This is a genomic window from Leuconostoc citreum (assembly GCF_007954785.1).
Lineage (GTDB): Bacteria > Bacillota > Bacilli > Lactobacillales > Lactobacillaceae > Leuconostoc > Leuconostoc citreum.
The window spans coordinates 1,778,160-1,799,473 of record NZ_CP042410.1 but is presented as its reverse complement, the minus strand read 5'-3'; the positions used below and the strand labels follow the sequence as shown (position 1 = coordinate 1,799,473).

Here is a 21,314-nt window from a genome sequence, read left to right as displayed (position 1 = left end):
ACCAATATATCAGATAAAATATACTTATAACTTTATAGCAAATTATAGTTTCCTCATTTTAAAATGAAACGTCCGGCTCTTTCCGAACATTAAACGAAAATAAAGCATTGAAGACGAACGTTTGACTTTTATAGAAGCCTTAAGCGGCATTAAAAAAAACCGAACGTTTAATGTTCGGTTTCATTTAACAAATAATACGTTATTGTCCTTGCCTAATTGCGGCAACATGAATACGGTTAACCGCACGCATTAAAGCAACACGTGCCCGTTTCAACTCCGCATCATTATTGTCATTTTGCGCATGGGCAATACGCGCTTCAGCACGTTCTTTAGCACTTTGCGCGCGTGTCACATCAATGTTACCAGATGTCTCTGCACTATCTGCAATCACAGTCAACAAATCATTAGAGAATTCAGCAATACCACCATTAACAGCTAAAGTCTCGTGTTGACCATCTTTTTTAACAAGTAATTCGTTAATTGTCAAAGCAGCTAAAATTGGCACGTGCTGACGCATAATACCGATTTGACCACCCTGTGTATTAACAACGGCCAATTCAACATTGGTTTCGTTGTAAATTTCACCTACTGGTGTCACAATTTGTACGGTAATTCCTGTTTTCTTTGGTGTTGTCGTCTCATCTGCCATTAGTCAATACCCCCTTATTGGGCCATTGTTTTGGCTTTTTCAACAACTTGTTCAATCGCACCTACATTTCGGAAAGCATCTTCTGGCAAATCATCATACTTACCATCAAGGATTTCCTTAAATGAACGTACAGTTTCAGCAACCGGTACATATTCACCGTTAATACCGGTAAATGTTTCGGCAACAGAGAATGGTTGTGACAAGAAGAATTGAATACGACGCGCACGGTTGACGGTCGTCTTCTCTTCGTCTGAAAGTTCATCCATTCCCAAAATTGAGATTATATCTTGCAATTCACGATAACGTTGCAATGTACGTTGTACTTCTGTGGCCACTTCATAATGTTCTTGACCAACAACTTGTGGGTCTAAAGCAGAAGAAGTTGATGCTAGTGGATCAACAGCTGGATAGATACCTTGTTGTGTCAAAGCACGTTCCAGGTTAGTAGTAGCATCCAAATGAGCAAACGTCGTTGCTGGCGCAGGGTCGGTATAATCATCGGCAGGCACATAAACCGCCTGAATTGATGTAACAGAACCCTTTTTGGTTGATGTAATACGTTCTTGTAATTGTCCCATTTCAGTTGCCAAAGTTGGCTGATAACCAACGGCAGATGGAATACGACCCAACAACGCAGAAACTTCTGAACCAGCTTGTGTGAAACGGAAAATGTTATCAATAAACAACAACACATCCTTACCTTCACTATCACGGAAGTTTTCAGCCATTGTCAAGCCAGTCAAAGCAACACGCATACGTGCGCCTGGTGGCTCATTCATTTGACCATAAACCATGGCAGTTTGTTTCAAAACGCCTGATTCTGCCATTTCGTGGTACATATCATTACCTTCACGCGTGCGTTCACCAACACCCGTGAAAACAGAAATACCATTATGACCTTGCGCAATATTATGAATCAATTCCTGAATCAGAACTGTTTTACCAACACCAGCACCACCAAACAGACCAATTTTTCCACCACGAACATAAGGTGCCAATAAGTCAATCACCTTAATACCAGTTTCTAATATTTCTGTTGAATTTGCTAGGTCATCATAACTAGGGGCATCTCGATGGATAGAATGACGTGGTGTCTCTGCGGCAATTTCACCGTTATTATCCACTGGTTCACCTAACACATTGAAAACACGTCCTAATGTGGCTTCACCGACAGGCACTTTAATAGCATCCCCTGTATCAGTTACCGACATACCACGTTGAAGGCCATCAGTTGAATCCATAGCAATAGTGCGGACAATACCATCACCTAGTGCTAATGAGACTTCAACTGTCAATGTTTGGCCGTCGCCCTTGTCGATTTTAAGCGCATTGTTAATATCAGGTACTTGTTGACCTGATTCAAACGCAACATCGACGACCGGACCAATCACTTGTACGACTTTTCCAGTACTCATTGTCGTTTTCCTTTCAAATTTAGAACAGCCAACAACACTCTCACAAGCATTGTCGCGTTTTTAATCACTGCGCATGCAGTTCATTTTAATCGAATAGTATGGCACCCATGAATTTACTCCAAGGCAGCCATACCACCTGTAATTTCTGTAATTTCCGTCGTAATCGCAGCTTGACGTGCACGGTTGAACTGTAACTCCAAACGCCCAATAAGATCTTTAGCATTATCTGTCGCTGCTTTCATCGCTGTCGATGAAGCTGCATGTTCAGCCGTTTTAGCATCAAGCACTGCTTCATACACTAAACTCTGTGCAAACTGCGGCAACACAACATTTAATACAGCTGTTGTGTCTGGTTCGACTTCATAAGCGCTTTGAATATCTAGCTCTGCTTTGTGAGCTTCTGTACCACCCATTGCGACCAACGTATCACCTGTTAACGGTAACAATTGAACGTCGCGATACTCACTAGTCAAACGGTTAACAAAGTGATTGTATACAACGTGAAGTGCATCAAACACTTCAGATTCATATAAACTCGTTACTGTTTTAACTACTGAACGTATTTCGTTAAACGATGGTACATCTGAAACACCACGGTGTTCCAAAATGACTTCAAAGCCACGTTTCTTATAAAAATCAGCCCCATTACCACCAACAGCCAAAATAGCCGTATTGGTTGTATCCAAATTCAAACGGGCCATTAATGCATTCGTTTGTTTGATAACATTGGCATTGTACGATCCAACCAAACCACGATCAGAGGTAACAACCAAAATACCCGTCTTACGAATGGGCCGTTGCGCAATTAGAGGAATATGCTTGGCATCAGCATTGTCAAACAAGTGAGCGGCAACAAGATGCTCCACCACCGCCTCAAGGCGTGCGGCGTATGCTTGATATCCTCTACCATAGCGTTGAATTTGGCTTAGTTTAGCCGTTGAGACCATTTGCATGGCACTCGTTATTTGACGCGTCTTTTTAGTGGATGAGATACGACGCTGAATATCTTGCAAAGAAGCCATTGCAGCGTCCTCCTATTATTCAGCCGCTGAACCAGCAAATCCAGCCTTAAAGGCTTCAATTGCTGCGTTCATAGCTGATTCTTCAGGTAATTGCTTCGTGTCAATGATGACCTTAAACAAATCATTCGCATTGGCATCAACGTATGCAATCAACTCATCTTGGAAACGTTGAATATCTTCAACGGCAATGTCATCAATATATCCATGTGTTAGCGCATAAAGAACGATAACTTGATGTTGTACTGGCATTGGCTTATGAAGCGGTTGCTTTAACACTTCAACTGTTCGACGACCACGTGCTAACTTAGCTTGGGTCGCAGCATCAAGATCCGAACCAAATTGCGCGAAACTTTCTAGTTCACGGAATGATGCCAAATCCAAACGTAATGTACCAGCAACCTTTTTCATTGCCTTAATCTGTGCATCACCACCAACACGTGAAACCGATGTTCCAGCATCAATCGCTGGACGGACGCCGGCATAGAACTGATCAGCGTCCAAGAAGACTTGACCATCTGTGATTGAGATAACGTTTGTTGGAATATAAGCAGATACATCGCCAGCCTGTGTCTCAATAATAGGCAAAGCCGTCATTGAACCGCCACCTAATTCATCTGATAACTTGGCGGCACGTTCTAGCAAACGTGAATGCAAGTAGAACACATCACCAGGGTATGCTTCACGTCCTGGTGGTCGACGAAGAATCAATGACAATTCACGATAAGCTGTTGCTTGCTTTGACAAATCATCATAAACAATCAAAACATGCTTACCGTTATACATGAATTCTTCACCCATTGCTGCCCCAACATAGGGTGCCAAATATAGCATTGGTGCTGGCTCTGAAGGTCCAGCATTAACAACAATTGTGTAATCCATTGCGCCCATTTGACGTAATGTCTCAACTTGTGTACGAACGGTTGAATCTTTTTGACCAATCGCAACATAAATAACAATCATGTTTTGATCTTTTTGATTCAAAATTGTATCAATGGCCAAAGACGTTTTTCCTGTCTTACGATCACCGATAATTAATTCACGCTGTCCTCGTCCAATCGGAACAAGCGCATCAATCGCTTTAATACCTGTTTGTAATGGCTCGAAAACTGATTTACGTTGCATGACACCTGGTGCCTTGACTTCAACCGGACGGAACTTATCCGTCTTGATTTCGCCCAAGCCATCAATTGGCTGTCCTAATGCATTTACTACGCGTCCAATCAATTGTTCGCCAACCGGCACTTCCATAATACGGCCGGTACGCTTAACTGTGTCACCCTCACGAATATCATCAAAACCACCAAGAATGATGATTCCAACTTCGCTTGACTCGAGGTTTTGGGCCATCCCGAATGTACCATTGGCAAATTCAAGTAGTTCACCAGCCATAGCATTTGCTAAGCCAGTTGCACGTGCCACACCATCACCAATATAGGTAACAGTTCCCACTTCTTCTACAGTTAGCGTTGTGTCGAACTTTTCGAGCTGTTGCTTAATTAAAGCAGAAATTTCTTCAGCTTGAATAGCCATTATTTTTCCTCACTAACCTAATAATTGTGCCTTCATTTTGGCAATTTTTGTTTGTAAACTTCCGTCAATTAGTGTTGATTGTGACTGTAAAATCACACCACCAATAATACTTTCATCCACATTATTAGTTAAATTAACATGCTTCGCACCTGTTTTAGAAGCAAAAACTGCTGCTAATTTATCTAAACGTGTCTCATCTAGTGCAACGGCCGTTGTGGCCACAACATTAACAATGCCATGTGCATCATTATAATAATCTTCAAAAGATGTCACGATTTGTGTCAAGAGATTTAAACGATTATTATAAGCCAGCAGCTTAACCAAATTTTGAATGGCTTCTGAGGCACCTGTCGTCAATGTTGTTAGCAGACCATCACGTGCCTCACTGTTGATGTCATTTGAACTCACAATCGTCACAAAGTTCGGATTGTTTTCAAAAACCACTTTTAAGGTATCTAAATCTTTTCGTGTGTCTTCAACATTGCCTTGTTCACTAGATAATTCAAAAATTGCTTTGGCGTATTGGTCAGCGATATCTTTAAGATTTGTTGCCATCCCAATACTCCTTATTTAGTTTCTAAATCTGAAATGTAAGCATCAATTAATGCTTGTTGATCATTTAACGATAATTCCTTCTGCATAAGTTTTGAAGCAATCGCTACAGATAGCGCTGCTACATCATTTTTTGCATTAGCAATTGCGTCTTCCTTGAGCTTTTCAGCATCAGTTTGTGCTTGCTGATTAATCGTGTTTGCACGTTCAGCAGCTACAGCAACTAATGCATCGCTTTGCTTTTGTGCACTAGCCTTCGCGTCAGCAACAACCTTAGTTGCTTGTTGACGTGTGTCAGCTAACTCACTTTGCCGTTGTGCTGCCAAATTTTCAGCTTCTTGACGTGCTGATTCAGCACCATCAATGTCAGTTGAAATTTTTTCAGCACGTTCATCAAGAACTTTTGTCAATGGCCCGTAAGCCACTTTCTTCAAAATAACCATCAACACGAGGAATGAAATGATAATAAACAGCATATTACCTAATGGTAATTTGTTTGCTGCTAAGGTTGTTAAACCAAACATGATTTTCCTCCACTATATACTTGTGATTACTTGCCCATCAACATGAAGGCGAAGACAATTGACAAAATTGGCATAACTTCGACCAATGCGACACCCAAGAACATACGTGACAACAAACGGCTTTCAAGTTCAGGTTGACGACTCATACCTGCCAAGAATTGTGAAATCAAAACACCGTTACCAATACCACCACCAACAGCGGCTCCAGCGGCTGCAAGACCCGCTGCGATTACACCAAGATTGTGCAAATCCATGAGATTACTCCTTATTATAGAATACTGATTAGACCATGACGTTAATCAGCACATTTCCATTTTGATTAGATGAAACGCTCCCGCGTAATTAACAAACCAACTTGTGTCATAAATTGAGTATTTCTAGTCAACTTGTGGCACAAATCTCATTTGCTTGATCACCATTATTCATTACCCGACAATTGGGCAATAAACACACCAGTTAAGATTACAAAGACATAAGCCTGAATCCCACCGATAAATAGTGAAAAGCCTTGCCAGACCATTTCAATCGGCAATGCTAGCACTGTCCAGAAACCATTCAGGTGTCCTGGCCAAGCTAAACTATTAGCCACGAGTGTCAGTAACATTTCACCAGCGAAAATATTACCGAACAAACGCAGTGATAACGTCAAGAAATTAGCTAGTTGTTCAATGATATTAAGTGGTAACATCCAAGAATATGGTGTTAACAACATGTTTTTAAGGTATCCCTTAAAGCCTAGTTGTTGTACGCCCATACCGTGTGCAACCATCAAAGACATAATAGCTAACGTCATCGTCACGATCGGGTTTGCTGTGGGTGACTTGATATAAGTCACACCATCAGTCCCCTGCAATTGAAGCAACAAGCCCATTTCGTTTGATACTACGATGAAGAAAAACAACGTAAATGCATACAAACCAAATTGACGTGCCTGCTTCTTTGGCAATTGTCCACCCACAATACCATTAGTGAAATCAAGTAAGTATTCAATGACATTTTGTCGCTTACCTGGTCGCAATGACGGTTTACGTGTTAGCACAATCGATACAATCACAACGATTGCCATAGCCAGCAACGTTGAAAGTATCGTGCCCCAATCAAATGTGAGACCTAGAAACTCAAACGGTGCCGTAGGGTCATCCATGCGCCTTCTCCTTTCTCATATAAATTTGGCGAAATGGTCGTAAACGGCTATTCGTCATAACATATAAATCTATAATACGCTTTTGAAATTGAAATACAACCGTTTTGTGTCACTTTTTCACAAAGAGTTATTCACGTCTTTTGTTAAACGTTGGTAAAATGGTTTTTACTGCGTAATTATTAAAAGTTACAATTTATTTAATCCCCTTAAAAACGTTAAAAACTCTTACTATTGGGCACATTATATACCATTTATGATAAAAACTTCTGACACGTATTATCGCAAACTGTGTCATTGACAACGAAAAATACAAGACAACATTTTAGACACTAAAGCTTAAAAACGAAATATTTCTCTCTGTTTTGTGATTTAAAAAACAAAAAACACGACAAAATGTCGTGTTTTTTAATGGCGATCACTGGCCGCCACTTTAGGCAATAATAGATTTAATAAAATGCCCAGTAAGGTTGCAATAGCAACGCCTGAAAAATCCATTTGTGCGCTTAATTGCAAATGGAAGTTACCAATACCAATGACGAGTACTGGTGCTGCAATCATGAGATTACGTTTTTTACTATAATCAACTTTATTATCAACCAGCACTTGCAAGCCAGCGGCTGCAATAACACCGTATAACATAAAACCAACACCGCCCGTAACCGCCCCAGGAATAGTTGAAATTAAAGCAGATAACTTACCTACAAAACTGAAGATAACCGCAAAGAATGCTGCCCCACCAATTACCCATACAGAATACACACGACTAAGTTGCATCACACCAATATTTTCACCATAAGAGGTGACTGCTGGGCCACCAACTAATCCAGCAACAACCGAAGCTGTACCATCACCGGTTAATGTGCGTTTCAAGCCTGGATTGACAAAAAAATCATGTCCTGTAATTTTTGAAAGCACCATCAAGTGACCTAAATGCTCGGATAACGTCACCAATGCTAGTGGTGCCATACTGAGCACTGCCGCAGGATAAAAGTGAAAACCATTTTTACCGATGAATGTTTCATAATTTGGCAATTGGAACCAATGCGCTGTAGCAACGGGAGACAAATCAACAAGCCCAAAAACTAATGCCATGAGATAACCGAATACAATGCCTAATAAAACCGGTAGTAAACCAAGAAAACCCTTCAAGAACATATTAAAAGCAACTGTGGCTAATAACGTTAATAATGCGACGACAAACACTTTCCAATCATATTTTCCATTAATCATCGTAGCAGAAGTAGCCGCAGAACCGGCTAAACTTAAGCCAATCACCATAATAATAGGGCCGACCACTTCGGGTGGAAATATCGTATCCAACCAGCCTGTTCCTGTAACTGTTATAATCAATGCAACAACCAAATAGACTAGACCAACAGCAATAATTCCCTGTGCCACTGCCGGATAACCCACTGTCTTCATCAACGAGGCCATTGGAATAATAAACGCAAAACTAGAGCCCATATAAGCTGGTACTTTACCACGTGTAATCAATAAATGTAATAGTGTGCCAATGCCAGATGTAAATAATGCGACCCCTGGATTAAGCCCTACTAATAATGGTACCAAGACTGTGGCACCAAACATTGAAAACAGATGCTGTAATGAAAGTCCTAGCCAAGTAAGAAATGGTGGTTTATCATGCAAATCGTAAATTGCATGATTATCGGGTTTTGCTGCCATAATGTTAGTGCGAACACCCAAGCGTTCGCTTCCTCCTCAATCTTTTACCGTTAACAATAATAAATCTAAACGATACCATTATAAACTAAAAACCTGACATGTTGTTAAACAATGTCAGGTTTTGTTTATTCAATTATTATGGTGCGCAGCAAACGCACGCTTTTGAGACTTGACTCCGACATATCTGGCTGATTTCTCGTACCTTGCCAACCTGCACACCTGTAAATCGCGTTGATAGTGTCCAGATGCGTATCATCTGCTCTTAATTAAATCATATCACAGTGGCAGGTTTTTATAACTCAGATTAACTGCTCGAAACATTGGCTTTTGTTATGCTTTACTGGCATCAAATTAATCACTAATCGTTGTTCACAAGATGCCGGCCAATGATATGTCGAATTCAAATAATTTACTTTGCGTCATTCACGGCCTCCTTTGCTTTTGTTACCTTGATTATATCATAATTTGAAAGCGCTTACAATAACTATTAAAAAAACAATGCTTTGATATCGCATTACATTTTTTCTTCTAATTTAACTTCTGGATATTTATCGTGGAACCAATTCATTGCAAACTTATTTTCGAATAGAAATACTGGCTGATCGTAGCGGTCTTTAACCAACAAGTTACGGCTTGAAGCCATCTTCTCATCTAGTTGTTCTGGTGCTATCCAACGAGCAACTTTTGACCCAATTGACTCAAATTGAATTTCAACATTGTATTCATTTTCCATACGGAATTGGAAAACTTCAAACTGCAGTTGACCAACGGCACCAATAATGTAATCACTGCCTTGCCAAGACTTATAAAGCTGAATCGTGCCTTCTTGGACTAATTGTTCAATGCCTTTATGATATGATTTTTGTTTCATCACATCTTTAGCAATGACACGGTTGAATAGCTCTGGTGTAAATGTTGGTAGGTCTGGGAACTGTACAGCTTGTTTACCGGCATAGATGGTGTCGCCAATCTGGAAATTACCTGTATCATAAACACCAATAATGTCGCCAGGCACCGCTGTCTGAACATTTTCACGTTCTTCAGCCATGAACTGCGTTACATTGGATAATTTCAGCTTCTTACCGTTACGCTGTAAAGTGACGTCCATACCACGACTAAACTCGCCTGAGACAATACGAACAAAAGCAATACGGTCACGATGACGCGGATCCATATTTGCCTGAATTTTGAACACAAATCCTGTAAATTGTGGCTTATCTGGTGTTACTTGCTGACCATCAACTGTGCCCATCGCCGATGGTGCTGGTGCATAAGTTAAATACTCACGCAAAAATTCGGTTACACCAAAATTAACTAATGCGGACCCAAAGAATACAGGTGTCAACTTACCACGACTGATTGCTTCTTGGTCAAAAGCATTCCCAGCATCACGCAATAACTCAATTTCATCCATTGTTTCAGTAACAACTTCTGGATGAGCCGTGGCATTTTTAAATGGCACCATTTGATCATTTTGCAGGTCATAAATACCTTGTAAAATTTGACCTGATCCCACCGGCCAGTTCATAGGATAAGCTTGTATCCCCAAAATAGACTCTAACTCGTCCACTAAATCTAAAGCTGGACGTGCATCACGGTCAATTTTGTTAAAAAAAGTAAAGACAGGAATACCACGCTGAGCAACAATTTCAAACAACTTTTTTGTTTGTGGTTCGATACCCTTTGCCGCATCGACAACCATGACGACAGAATCAACTGCCATCAACGTACGATAAGTATCTTCGGAAAAATCCTCGTGTCCAGGTGTATCTAAAATATTAATGCGTTTCCCATCATAATCGAATTGTAGGACCGAAGAGGTCACCGAAATACCACGCTGTTGTTCGATTGCCATCCAATCTGAGGAAGCCAACTTATGAGATCCGCGACCCTTGACTGTTCCAGCCTCACGAATCACACCGCCGTGTAATAATAGTTGTTCAGTTAATGTCGTTTTACCTGCATCTGGGTGAGAAATGATAGCAAATGTCCGACGGTTTTGTAATTGTTCTTGAAAGTTTTCCATAAAATCTAGTTTACCTGATATACCAGTGTTTCACAACAGAAAAAGCCAACCGTTACCGATTAGCCTAACAGCATGCTGTTACTTTTTAAATTTTAACGATCAGCAACGACTTTAACGTCGCGCGCAGCAATATGTTGTACGTCACGATAGTTATTCGGATATTTTTCATGTAATAATGCTAATTCAGCTGAACTAATGACAATTGGCTGCTTCAATACTAACCAAGTGACATCTTGTCCCAATGGCGGTGTCGTGAGAGAACCAGTGTAACGATAATAGGAATGATCTTGAGGCAATAATTCGATTAAGCGCGTTGCCGCAATTGACGTATGGTAAATATCTTGGATAATCGTGTGTGTTGTTGCTGTTTTTGAAACATCGGCAAAAGCTGCCACAACTAAGACTTTGTCGCCATTTAAGTAGACAAAATGTGTTTCAGCGTCATGTCGATAACCATCAATCAGATGCTCTGCGCCTTCATGAAAATGTATACGTTCCAATTGCCATGTTTGTCCGTCTACTTGCAACGTCCCTGACACCAAAAATTGTTCACCCACAACACGGTCTTCATATTGTGTTTTGCCTGTAAACACCATGTTCAAATGATCAGTACCTTCATCAACCAGTTGCTTACTCTCAATATTGATTGGTGACTGTAATGGTGTTTCACCAGCTTCATGCCATGTACTTTGTTGACTATAATCCAAATGATTCATGATTTGACTCCAAAAGATTTCTTTCTATTTTATCAAAGATTAGTACGAACGTGTTAAAAACAAATAATTGGCTCACGTTTGACAAGATAATCCTGTATAATAAGACTAAGATTTGGAAAGAAAAGTGATATTATGCAACTTGTAACTGCTGCTGAGATGCAACAAATTGATAGCTACACTATTGAAACCATTGGCATGCCACAAAACGTGCTCATCGAGCGGGCTGCAATGTCAGTGATTGATGTGATTGGTGCTGGCCATTTTAATTTAGATCATATACTAGTTTTGGCAGGTTTAGGTAATAATGGTGCCGATGGCATTGCCATTGCTCGCCTACTTTACACCCAAGGATTCAATGTATCATTACAATTTGTTGGTAACGTTTCGCGTGCCAAGGCCAGTGTCCAACAGCAACTACAAATTATCGAGAACTACGGACTGATAAGAGCTGAAAAAAGTGATTTTAACGAAGCAACTTTAATTGTTGATGCTATTTTTGGCGTCGGCCTCAACAACACACTCCCTGAAGGCTTACAAAAAATGATTAAAGCCGCTAACCACATTGAAAAAACAGTTATTGCCGTTGACATCCCAACTGGTATTGATGCCACGACAGGTGAAGTGCGTGGTGCGGCGTTAAAAGCACACACAACCGTTACTTTTGGGTACAATAAAGTTGGCTTAACACAAAATGTTGGTGGTTATCTTTCTGGTAACGTCATCGTTAAAGATATCGGCTTACGCTTGCCAGAAGACTTTACATTTACCACAGTAACTCCTGACAATATTGCCACAACATAAAAAGCAGCGGAACTAATTGTTCCGCTGCTTTTTATATCATCATTTTTTTCAAAACAATCACAAGATTTACATTTTGACCAAGCCAGCAATGCCCAAAATCAAGAAGAGAATACCAACAACAATACGGTACCAACCGAAAATCTTAAAGTCATTGTTTTGGATATAACGCATCATCACTTTAATAGCAAACAACGCAACAACCCATGACACAACAAACCCTATCAACATGACAAAGAGTTGCGCACCAGTAAATGAGCCACCCTTAAGTAGGAAACTGCCAACCTTAAGGATAGTCACTCCAAACATCACAGGAATTGATAGGAAAAATGAAAATTCAGCGGCAACAAATCGTGATGCCCCTAAAATAACGGCGCCTAAAATGGTTGCCCCAGAGCGTGAAGTACCAGGTACCAAAGACAATACTTGGAATAGTCCAATGAAGAGGGCCATTTTAAATGTGATACGATTCACTTCTGTTACCACTGGCGCAATATTTTTTTGGCGATTTTCAATAACAATAAAGGCAATACCGTAGATAATCAATGTTGCAGACACAACCCATGGATTTAATAAATGCGCATCCATAAAGTTATTTAACAACAAACCAAATACCATAGCCGGTAAAACACCAACAATGACTTTAATCCATAAACGCCATGTTTGAAACTGCTCGCGAGATGTTTTACGTGGCGAAAAAGGATTTAATTTATGGAAATATAGTTGAATAACGGCAAATATTGCGCCGAGTTGAATGGCATAATCAAACACTGCGGTGAAACTTTTAGTCCATACCATCCCACCCGGAATTTTCATTAAAGCCTCAGCTAAAATGATGTGACCTGTAGAAGATACTGGCAGAAACTCTGTCAAGCCTTCAACAATACCAATAATAATTGATTTTATAAAATCGAACATATGCCTGATGACGTGTTATGATGACACGTTTCCTTCCAATTTAACTTCTTTTATTCTATCCTATATCCTGTTATTTCGCTATCGAACACCTGTTTCATAGAATATTTTTTTAAAGTCTTGCTTTTAAAAAAGGCGCATGTTATTATATTATATGTTGCTTAAGGCAATTCAGTAATATGGACAGTTAGCTCAGTTGGTAGAGCAACGGACTCTTAATCCGTGGGTCCAGGGTTCGAGCCCCTGACTGTCCATCCTTAAAAGACAGACCAGTCGTCTACTTGATGACTGGTCTTTTTGTATCTAAAAAACGCTTACTTTACAAAGTAAGCGTTTTTATTGTGCCAACTAATATAATATTATTAGAGACTAATATAAATACTAATAAACATCAACGCTGCACCACCTAAGACAAATACATGCCAGTAAACGTGACCCATCGGTATCTGTGGTATCAAATAGAAGATTGTTCCGGCTGAATAAGTCAGGCCACCAGCTAATAACAACCAAAATGCTGTATGTGATAACACGCCCCACAAAACAGGCATCGCCAGAACAATCAGCCAACCCATAACCAGATAAATAGTCACTGACACCCACGGCCAACGACCAACAAAAAATAAGTCATAAACAAAACCGGCAATTGTCATAGCAAGGATGGCACCCCATATTGACCAGCCAACCCAGCCCTTAATCAACAGCCATGTATATGGTGTATAGCTGCCTAAGATAACGAGATAAATACCTGCATGATCAAAGAATTGAAATACTTTTGCAGCACGTGTAAAAACGAGCGAATGAAATAACGTTGAAGCCAATAAGAAGAAACCAACGGTTCCAACGTAAATAGCAATGGCCGTGATTTCAAAAGCCGTGACAGGGCGACGCAAAATATGAAAAATTAATAAAATTCCTGCTAAAACAGCTAATAAGAAGCCCAAACCATGTGTGACCGCGTTCAATACTTCATAGACAATATGATAACGTTTAGATCGTTGCATTTAGTTGTCCCCATAAATCAATTTAGTATCTTCATTATACCATTGATTTACTATCTATCGGTTAGTAAATCAGCGCATATAAAAACAGTGGCCCATTCTTTTGGCTCACTGTTTTTAACGCTACTTATACTAGTGTTTCCCAATCACGTGCCCATAATACACCCATCGCACCATCACCAGTGTGTACGCCAATATAAGCGCCCAACTCACCACGCTCAAACTTAACGGTTGGATACTCAGCTTGCAAATCCTTTAGCCATTTATCGCCAAGCTTTGGATCGTTACCATCAACAACTATAGCACGTACAGGGAAATCGACTTGTGTCAGATATTGATTGAGTGCTATTTTAATTTCTTTCAAGGCCCCACTCATCTTCCGAGCTTTCCCAACCGCACCAATCTTACCTTCCCCTTGGATGTCCATCGATAAAATTGGCTTAATGTTCAGCAGACCGCCGACAAGTGCTGCGCCACGAGATAGTCTCCCCGTACGTTGAAGATGAGAAATATCATTCACAACAAACCGTACATCAAACGTTTCACGTAGTGTCTCCAATGATGTTAAAATATCAGCCATCGACCGCCCATTTTCTGCCATCACAGCTGCCATCACAGCTTGCATACCAGAACCCATAACTGCAAATTTAGAATCCCAAGCACACACTTCAGTCATCCCATCATAACTTGAGGCTACTGCTTGTGCTGTCTGATAAGCACCCGAAAGCCCAGAAGAAATCGGAATAATCAATGCTGCGTCATATCCTGAAGCTTTCGCAGCATTCAAGGCTTCCTCCCAATCACCTGGCGCCGGTTGCGAAGTTGAAGCCACCATATTCTTTTCTTTCATCATTTTAACCAATTGACCCAGTCCCTGAATATCAATCGTCTCTTTATAGACTTCATCGCCAAAGATAATGGGATCGTTAACTTGAAAAATATGATAGCGATTGCGTAACGTCGCAGGTATTGTAGATGCAGAATCACTAATAATTGCTATTTTAGACATTATTTTCTCCCAATGTATACGGGCTATCATTAAAGATGGCCCGGCTAACTATAAAATTAAACCAATCACAACACCAACACAAAAGCTCAATAGACCAGCAACAATTTGTAGTGATAAATAAACCATTTGTTGTGAGCGGGAATGTTGTGCACTTTGCGTCATCATCGTACTAAAAGTGGTTAAACCGCCAAGTACGCCAACTGATAATACATTATGCCATAAGTGTATCTGGTTTGTGCTGTATAATATGCCCATGAAGAATGTCCCTAACATATTGACGGTAAATACTGCTGTGATGTAGGTTGCTCGCCATGGCCAAAAAGTGATCACAAGGTAACGTAACAATGTGCCTATACTAGAGCCAACAAATATGGCAATTAAAATTATCATAATCGCTCACCACACAGTACGTGTCCAATATACTGTCCCAGAATAATCATGAGCACCCCACCAACTACTGTCATAACAAGGTATAAACCAGCCATGACTATATTACTCTGCGTCAATTGTGCTGTCTGGAGTAACATCGTACTAAACGTTGTAAAACCACCTAATATGCCAGTCCCAAGGAATGCTTGCCATCTCTTTAATCGACTACTTCGATGTGAAAGATACGACCCAAGGATTGCTAACAGTAATGTGCCTAACCAATTAATTAAAATTGTCATCAATGGCCATTGTCCCGCAATTGGTAAAAAGCTCAATAAATAACGCAAACTACCGCCAATGCCACCACCCAAACTTACAACAAACATTTCGATTAAATCAAGTCGTTGTTTTTGCATACTTACTATTCTAACAATTTTGTCTTTAATGAGCAAAAAAGACGCTCCTTTGTTATAATCAAACTAACTCAGTCAAGGAGCGCCTATGTTTTCGTATTATATCTTACCAACAGGGTATCTAATTGTATTATTTGCCTTTTCTCTGTTAAAACCTATACGTTTTGTTGTCACAATGTATGAATTTCAAGGTCTAATGATTAAATCAGTTGTACTGGCAATTTTTGGACTATTTTCACAACACAGTATTTTGACCCAATTTTATGGTATTTGGTTCAATGTAACCCTCATTTTTTCTATTAGTAGGGTGTTTATCAAAACACAGCGATTACCATAATATAAAAAGCAGCTTATGAAAAATTAAGCTGCTTTTTAAAATCACCACATTCCCAATAATTTCATCCAAAGACTGCCTACACCAACCCAAATCACAATGTAGATTAGACCTAAAATAAAATTCAGTCGCCACCAGTCGCTTTGTTTTACATACCCTGAACCAAATAATATGGGCGCGGGACCTGAAGAATAGTGCGTCGTGGCCGCCATTAAGTTACCAAAGAATCCTAGCATTAATGCTGCTAGCATCGGTGGTACATGTGCCGCCAATGCAACCGCCAAAAATGCTGCATACATAGCTGACACATGCGCAGTTGATGAAGCAAAGAAATAATGACTGTAAAAATAAGCTAACACTAAAATGACTAGAACAACAAACCAATTCATACCATGCAAACTATTGCCAATCGTTTGGGATAACCATGGGATAAATCCAAGTGTATTCAAAGCACTCGCCATCATCACTAGCACCGAGAACCAGAATAACGTATTCCAAGCACCTGACTCCTTTAGAATATCCTGCCATGATAAGACACCAGCAACTAAAAGAAAACCTATAACGAGAAATCCAGTTGTGGTCGCATCAATACCTGTTATTGCACCTGTAATCCAGAGTACCAGTGCCGATACAAAACCAATAATCATCATTGTTTCTGCTTTGGATACTTTACCCATCATAGCTAACTCACCAGTTGCCCAATTTTTGGCATCAGGTGTTGCCTTTTGTTCAGGTGGGTACACTTTGTAAATAACAAATGGGACAACAATGAGTGATATCAATCCAGGTACAAGCGCAGCTAAAAACCAACCCATCCAGGTAATATGGATACCTTGCTTTCCAGCAAAAGCTTGTGCAATAGGGTTTCCAGCCATTGCGGTCAAAAACATAGCTGCAGTAATCATATTAGCGTGAAATTCTGTAAAAATTAAGAAAGCGCCAATGCGCCGTTCACTCCCATCTACCGGGTCTGAATTGAAAGTCTGCGCCAATGATTTAATAATAGGAAACATTACGCCACCAGCACGAGCCGTATTAGATGGTGTGCCGGGGGCAACAATTAAGTCAACTGCAGACAAAGCATAGGCTAAGCCCAGCGTTTGTTTACCAAACGCTCGCACAAAAATTAATGCAATACGTCGACCCAAACCTGTTTTAATAAAGCCACGAGAAATAAAAAATGCCATCACAATCAGCCAAATGGCACTGTTTCCAAAACCAGCTACCGCTTTTTCCATTGGCATAATGCCAGTCAAAACAGTTACAACAAAACCAATTAATGCTATGGCTCCCAGAGGCAAGGGTTTGGTAACCAAGCCAATAATCGTAGCCACAAAAATTGCAAACATGTGCCATGCTGATAGACTAAGTGCATCTGGGCGCAAGGGACCAGCAAACCAAATAATCAAACCAACAACAATCGGCGCAATAAATTTGCGATAATCAACTTTTTCTAAAGCATTCATTTCAATATTTCCTATTTCGTCTCTAATCTACAAGCCTAAAACTAATTTGGCAGCTTGTTTCCCAGCTTGACGACCAAAGACAACTGTTTCAGCAATTGAGTTCCCACCAATGCGATTGTCACCATGCAACCCACCAGTTACTTCGCCTGCAGCATATAACCCCTTAATGGCTGCCCCATCTTCACGTAGCACCTCGGCTAAATGATTAATCTTAACGCCACCCATTGTGTAATGAATTGCTGGCTTAATATGAATAGCATAATAAGGTGCTTTGACGATACCACGTTCCATGGCTGTTTGACGGCCAAATTCTGTATCTTTTCCCTCTTCTTGGGCAGCATTCCACTGTGCAATGGTTTTTGCTAAATTATCAGCGTCTAAGTCTGCTTTATCAGCCAATTCTGCCAATGTGTCGCCAGACATAACCAAACCAACGGCTAGATAAAAATCAATCGCTGTAAAGGCTTCTCGAATACCTTGGTCTAGAATTAATGTTGCCCCATCTTCCTGTAAATCATTGATAGCAGCTGTTACTTTATCTCGTGTTGTCATTTCATTGACAAAACGTTGACCCGCACGGTTAACTAGAATAGCGCCTTCGCCTCGTACACCTTCACCAATTAAATATACATGATCAGTATCTTGTTGCGCTGTTGGATGGATCTGAATTTTCTTCATATCAACTAAGGCACCACCGACAGCCGTCGCCAGTTTCATACCATCACCTGTGGCACCAGGATGATTTGTTGTTTTTAAATATAACAATTCAGGTGCATACTCAGCTAGCATGTCACGATTCTGAGCAAAGCCCCCTGCCGCGATAAGCACCGCCTTGGCTTGAATTGTTTTTTCACCTATTTCAGCATTTCGCACTGTCAACCCAGTAATTCGATCGGCTGATTTCTGAAGTGCAATCACTTCTGTTTCATCAAACAACGGAATCTGTTTATAAGCCAATTGCTTTTGTAATCCCTTAACAAGATAACTGCCGACAGCCGATTTATCATTTGGCCGATGTGCACGCTTTTGTGACATCCCCCCTGTGGCCGTAATGTCTGTTAAGTTAATATTGTGGTTGTATAACCAATCGATTGCAGACTCCGTGTGCGTCGCAAAATAAGATAATAAGCTCTTATCATTTGTACCGCCACCACCTTTTAACGTATCATCATAAAAAGACGCTTGAGAATCAACAATGCCATGATTTAATTGAACAAATGTTTCCACTGCATTCATGCCTGATGAGGCACGATTTGAATTGCCGCCCAAAACTGATAGTTTTTCAACAATTGCAACATCTAATCCCAATTCTTGTGCTTGCAGAGCCGCTGTCATACCAGCAGCGCCAGAACCAATCACAACAAAATCATATGTATCTTTTAAATCAGAAATATTTGTCTTTGGAAAAATAAACTTAGCCATTACATCTCACTCCTTATGCGAACGTTCAAGGTTCGTCATCGCCATAAAGTCCATCCACTCATCATATTGCGCTTCAGTTATTTCACCCGATGCTAACGCCGCCACTTTTAACGTTGTGCCATTTTTGTCAGCAGATTGCGCAATTTCGGCAGCTGCATGATAGCCAATATGAGGTGACAAGGCTGTTACTGTCATCAAAGAATTATCAAGCAATTCACGCATACGATCTGGATTAACTTCTAAGCCTCGCACCAAACGGTCAGCAAAACCAGTCATTGTCCCCGCCAGCAAGTCAGTTGACTCTAAGAAAGCGTCAACCATAACCGGCTTAAAGACATTCAACTCAAAATTACCTTGACTTGACGCCATTGTAATTGTCGTATCATTTCCAAAGACACGTACTGCAGCCATGGTCAGTGCTTCAACTTGCGTTGGATTCACTTTACCTGGCATAATTGAAGACCCTGGTTCATTTGCTGGAATCTTTAATTCACCGTACCCACCACGTGGCCCAGAAGCCAAGAAACGTATGTCATTACCTATTTTCATCAAGTCCGCTGCTAAAGACTTCAAGGCCCCATGCATTGTATTCAGTGCCGTATGGTTGGCTAAACCATAAAATTTGTTACTGTCCCCTGTAAATGGGAAACCATAAGCATCCGAAATGATTTCAGCAATTTTAGCGCCCAAGGCTGTATCGGCATTAAGACCTGTACCAACAGCTGTGCCGCCCATGGCTAATTCATACAATTGTGGTCTTATAGCAGCTATATTGTCTAAATTATGCTTCAGTGCGGCAATGTATCCTGATAACTCTTGTCCAAAAGTTAAAGGCGTTGCATCTTGTAAGTGTGTCCGACCTACCTTAATCACATCCCAAAATGCTACTTGCTTGACACGTAATTCATCAATTAAATGCGTAATAGCTATTTCAACCTGATTAACAGCAGCAACAGCAACAATATGCATTGCGGTTGGAAAAATATCATTTGATGATTGTCCCATATTGACATGATCATTTGGTAGCACAGCAACCCCTTGTTGGCTAGCCAAATGCGCCACAACTTCGTTGGTGTTCATATTTGTCTGTGTCCCAGAGCCTGTTTGGTAAACTGACAAAGGAAAGTCTTTACGCAAGTCCACATCCCCTAGTGTCAACAAACTATCAATTGTGGTGACAATGGCATTAGCGCGTTCTGAATCCAATGAACCGTTAGCTTGGTTAGCTAGTGCCGCTGCACGCTTAATGTTCAATAGCGCACGAATAATAGCCAACGGCATGCGTGCACCAGTTGGAAAATTTTGTAAAGAGCGTTGTGTTTGTGCCATCCATGCAGCATCAAGTGGCACCTTCACTTCACCAATAGCATCTGTTTCAATACGATATTCTTGTGACATAATTAATCTATTCTCCTTGATTATCTTAGAAGTCTATTTTTTGGATAACTTCAACCATTTTCTGCTTAATTTGATCTTCAAAATCTGACAATTGATGATCACGTTTTTGAATTAAATAAATATAAAAATTAATCGGATCTTTCAATGGCAATATTGCAACATCGTTCCGTCCGATAACAGCTAATTGCACCATAATACCAACACCATTGCCTGCGGCAATGAGACCTTGTTCAGTCATAAGCTCATTGGTTATATACGTATTACGCAATTCTGTTGTCATATTACTGGCCATGAGTTGATTGACTAGTACCTGGTGTTGCGTAAATTCTTCCCCAACAGAAATGAACCGTTCCCCTCGTAAATCCTCAAATGTTAAAAACGGTTGATTAGCTAATGGGTGTCCTTTTGGTAATACAACAACATACGGGCTCTTGGTGATGTAATGACTATAATAACGCTGACTATGTTCAGGGGTTAGGCTCCCCACAAAACCCATATCTACCTTGTCGTTATCAAGCAAATCATACATATTGCTTGACCCACTCTCCACCATATGAAAACTATCAATTTCTCTATCACTTAAGTCTCGCATGATTTGTGGAAAGATAGTTGCACCAATAATCGGCGGTACACCAAGCCAAATTTTGCGTTGGTTGGTAATATCACTTTTAATGATTTCTGTTTCTCGCAAAATCTGTTTGCTATGCTTAATTAATATTTCTCCAGCTGGCGTTAAACTGACTGAACGCGTGCCACGTTGTCGAATAATGAGCGTCTCCCCTAGCTCTTTTTCCAAACGGTGTAATGCATTGGTGATTGATGGTTGTGATACAAATTTTTTATGAGATGCCCCTGTAAACGTGCCCTCTTCGGCTAACGTTACAAAGTAATCTAAATCATTGAGCAACAAAGTGTTGTACCTCCACAAATT

The 21,314-nt window shown here is 40.4% G+C and carries 21 protein-coding genes and 1 tRNA gene; 2 read left to right on the top strand and 20 right to left on the bottom strand.

All coding sequences use genetic code 11. From position 1 onward, the window contains the following. Positions 1–199: 199 nt before the first annotated feature. The 11 genes from FGL72_RS09035 to FGL72_RS08985 form a co-directional block, all read right to left on the bottom strand. On the bottom strand, positions 200–649 hold the full coding sequence (locus tag FGL72_RS09035; RefSeq protein ID WP_004902052.1) for a F0F1 ATP synthase subunit epsilon: 450 nt from the start codon (positions 647–649) through the stop codon (positions 200–202). Between the two features lie 14 nt (positions 650–663). Then, on the bottom strand, positions 664–2,064 hold the full coding sequence (gene atpD / locus FGL72_RS09030; RefSeq protein ID WP_004902054.1) for a F0F1 ATP synthase subunit beta: 1,401 nt from the start codon (positions 2,062–2,064) through the stop codon (positions 664–666). Between the two features lie 113 nt (positions 2,065–2,177). Next, on the bottom strand, positions 2,178–3,086 hold the full coding sequence (locus tag FGL72_RS09025) for a F0F1 ATP synthase subunit gamma (protein ID WP_004902056.1): 909 nt from the start codon (positions 3,084–3,086) through the stop codon (positions 2,178–2,180). A 15-nt stretch (positions 3,087–3,101) separates the two neighbouring features. Beyond that, positions 3,102–4,616: a F0F1 ATP synthase subunit alpha gene (gene atpA, locus FGL72_RS09020; RefSeq protein WP_004904999.1), complete on the bottom strand. Its 1,515-nt coding sequence runs from the start codon at positions 4,614–4,616 to the stop codon at positions 3,102–3,104. A 12-nt stretch (positions 4,617–4,628) separates the two neighbouring features. Next, the gene (gene atpH / locus FGL72_RS09015) at positions 4,629–5,171 is read right to left on the bottom strand and encodes an ATP synthase F1 subunit delta (RefSeq protein WP_004905001.1); all 543 of its coding nucleotides are present in this window, start codon (positions 5,169–5,171) and stop codon (positions 4,629–4,631) included. 11 nt (positions 5,172–5,182) lie between these two features. Beyond that, complete coding sequence (gene atpF, locus FGL72_RS09010) at positions 5,183–5,692, bottom strand: F0F1 ATP synthase subunit B (RefSeq protein WP_004902062.1); 510 nt, start codon at positions 5,690–5,692, stop codon at positions 5,183–5,185. A gap of 26 nt (positions 5,693–5,718) precedes the next feature. Then, complete coding sequence (atpE, locus tag FGL72_RS09005) at positions 5,719–5,946, bottom strand: F0F1 ATP synthase subunit C (RefSeq protein WP_004902064.1); 228 nt, start codon at positions 5,944–5,946, stop codon at positions 5,719–5,721. A gap of 164 nt (positions 5,947–6,110) precedes the next feature. Next, complete coding sequence (atpB, locus tag FGL72_RS09000) at positions 6,111–6,836, bottom strand: F0F1 ATP synthase subunit A (RefSeq protein WP_004905003.1); 726 nt, start codon at positions 6,834–6,836, stop codon at positions 6,111–6,113. A 405-nt stretch (positions 6,837–7,241) separates the two neighbouring features. Continuing rightward, complete coding sequence (locus FGL72_RS08995; RefSeq protein WP_036058429.1) at positions 7,242–8,519, bottom strand: solute carrier family 23 protein; 1,278 nt, start codon at positions 8,517–8,519, stop codon at positions 7,242–7,244. A 514-nt stretch (positions 8,520–9,033) separates the two neighbouring features. Continuing rightward, complete coding sequence (locus tag FGL72_RS08990) at positions 9,034–10,545, bottom strand: peptide chain release factor 3 (protein WP_040177485.1); 1,512 nt, start codon at positions 10,543–10,545, stop codon at positions 9,034–9,036. 92 nt (positions 10,546–10,637) lie between these two features. Then, a complete protein-coding gene (locus tag FGL72_RS08985; RefSeq protein WP_040177487.1) occupies positions 10,638–11,261 on the bottom strand; it encodes a carbonic anhydrase family protein in 624 nt (207 codons plus the stop codon). Positions 11,262–11,393: 132 nt separating this feature from the next. On the opposite strand from FGL72_RS08985, the gene FGL72_RS08980 reads away from it, so the two are divergent. After that, positions 11,394–12,062, top strand: coding sequence for an NAD(P)H-hydrate epimerase (locus tag FGL72_RS08980; protein ID WP_004902079.1), 669 nt, complete (start codon positions 11,394–11,396; stop codon positions 12,060–12,062). A 66-nt stretch (positions 12,063–12,128) separates the two neighbouring features. Here FGL72_RS08980 and FGL72_RS08975 read toward each other — a convergent pair whose 3' ends face one another. Next, positions 12,129–12,977, bottom strand: a complete 849-nt coding sequence (locus tag FGL72_RS08975) for an undecaprenyl-diphosphate phosphatase (RefSeq protein WP_004902081.1) — start codon at positions 12,975–12,977, stop codon at positions 12,129–12,131. 178 nt (positions 12,978–13,155) lie between these two features. Between FGL72_RS08975 and FGL72_RS08970 the strand changes: the two genes are divergently transcribed. Further along, positions 13,156–13,228: transfer RNA gene (locus FGL72_RS08970), tRNA-Lys, on the top strand. Between the two features lie 108 nt (positions 13,229–13,336). Here the strand turns inward: FGL72_RS08970 and trhA are convergent. From trhA to FGL72_RS08925, 8 genes are all read right to left on the bottom strand, one after another. Further along, positions 13,337–13,975, bottom strand: coding sequence for a PAQR family membrane homeostasis protein TrhA (trhA, locus tag FGL72_RS08965; RefSeq protein WP_004902083.1), 639 nt, complete (start codon positions 13,973–13,975; stop codon positions 13,337–13,339). 124 nt (positions 13,976–14,099) lie between these two features. Further along, entirely contained in the window at positions 14,100–14,981 is an 882-nt protein-coding gene (locus FGL72_RS08960; RefSeq protein ID WP_004902085.1) for a DegV family protein, read from the bottom strand. A 48-nt stretch (positions 14,982–15,029) separates the two neighbouring features. Continuing rightward, positions 15,030–15,371 carry a fluoride efflux transporter FluC gene (locus FGL72_RS08955; protein ID WP_004902086.1) on the bottom strand — a complete coding sequence of 114 codons (342 nt, stop codon included), beginning with the start codon at positions 15,369–15,371 and terminating at the stop codon, positions 15,030–15,032. Continuing rightward, a complete protein-coding gene (locus tag FGL72_RS08950) occupies positions 15,368–15,766 on the bottom strand; it encodes a fluoride efflux transporter FluC (protein WP_170167802.1) in 399 nt (132 codons plus the stop codon). Before FGL72_RS08950 ends, FGL72_RS08955 begins: the two co-directional genes overlap by 4 nt. 375 nt (positions 15,767–16,141) lie before the next feature. Then, complete coding sequence (locus FGL72_RS08940; RefSeq protein ID WP_085700015.1) at positions 16,142–17,563, bottom strand: anion permease; 1,422 nt, start codon at positions 17,561–17,563, stop codon at positions 16,142–16,144. A gap of 27 nt (positions 17,564–17,590) precedes the next feature. After that, a complete protein-coding gene (locus FGL72_RS08935; protein ID WP_133285971.1) occupies positions 17,591–18,985 on the bottom strand; it encodes a flavocytochrome c in 1,395 nt (464 codons plus the stop codon). Positions 18,986–18,991: 6 nt separating this feature from the next. After that, positions 18,992–20,383 carry a class II fumarate hydratase gene (locus tag FGL72_RS08930; RefSeq protein ID WP_085700019.1) on the bottom strand — a complete coding sequence of 464 codons (1,392 nt, stop codon included), beginning with the start codon at positions 20,381–20,383 and terminating at the stop codon, positions 18,992–18,994. A 25-nt stretch (positions 20,384–20,408) separates the two neighbouring features. Then, positions 20,409–21,293 (bottom strand): LysR family transcriptional regulator, encoded by an 885-nt coding sequence (locus FGL72_RS08925; protein WP_085700021.1) that lies wholly within the window; start codon positions 21,291–21,293, stop codon positions 20,409–20,411. Positions 21,294–21,314 lie beyond the last annotated feature (21 nt).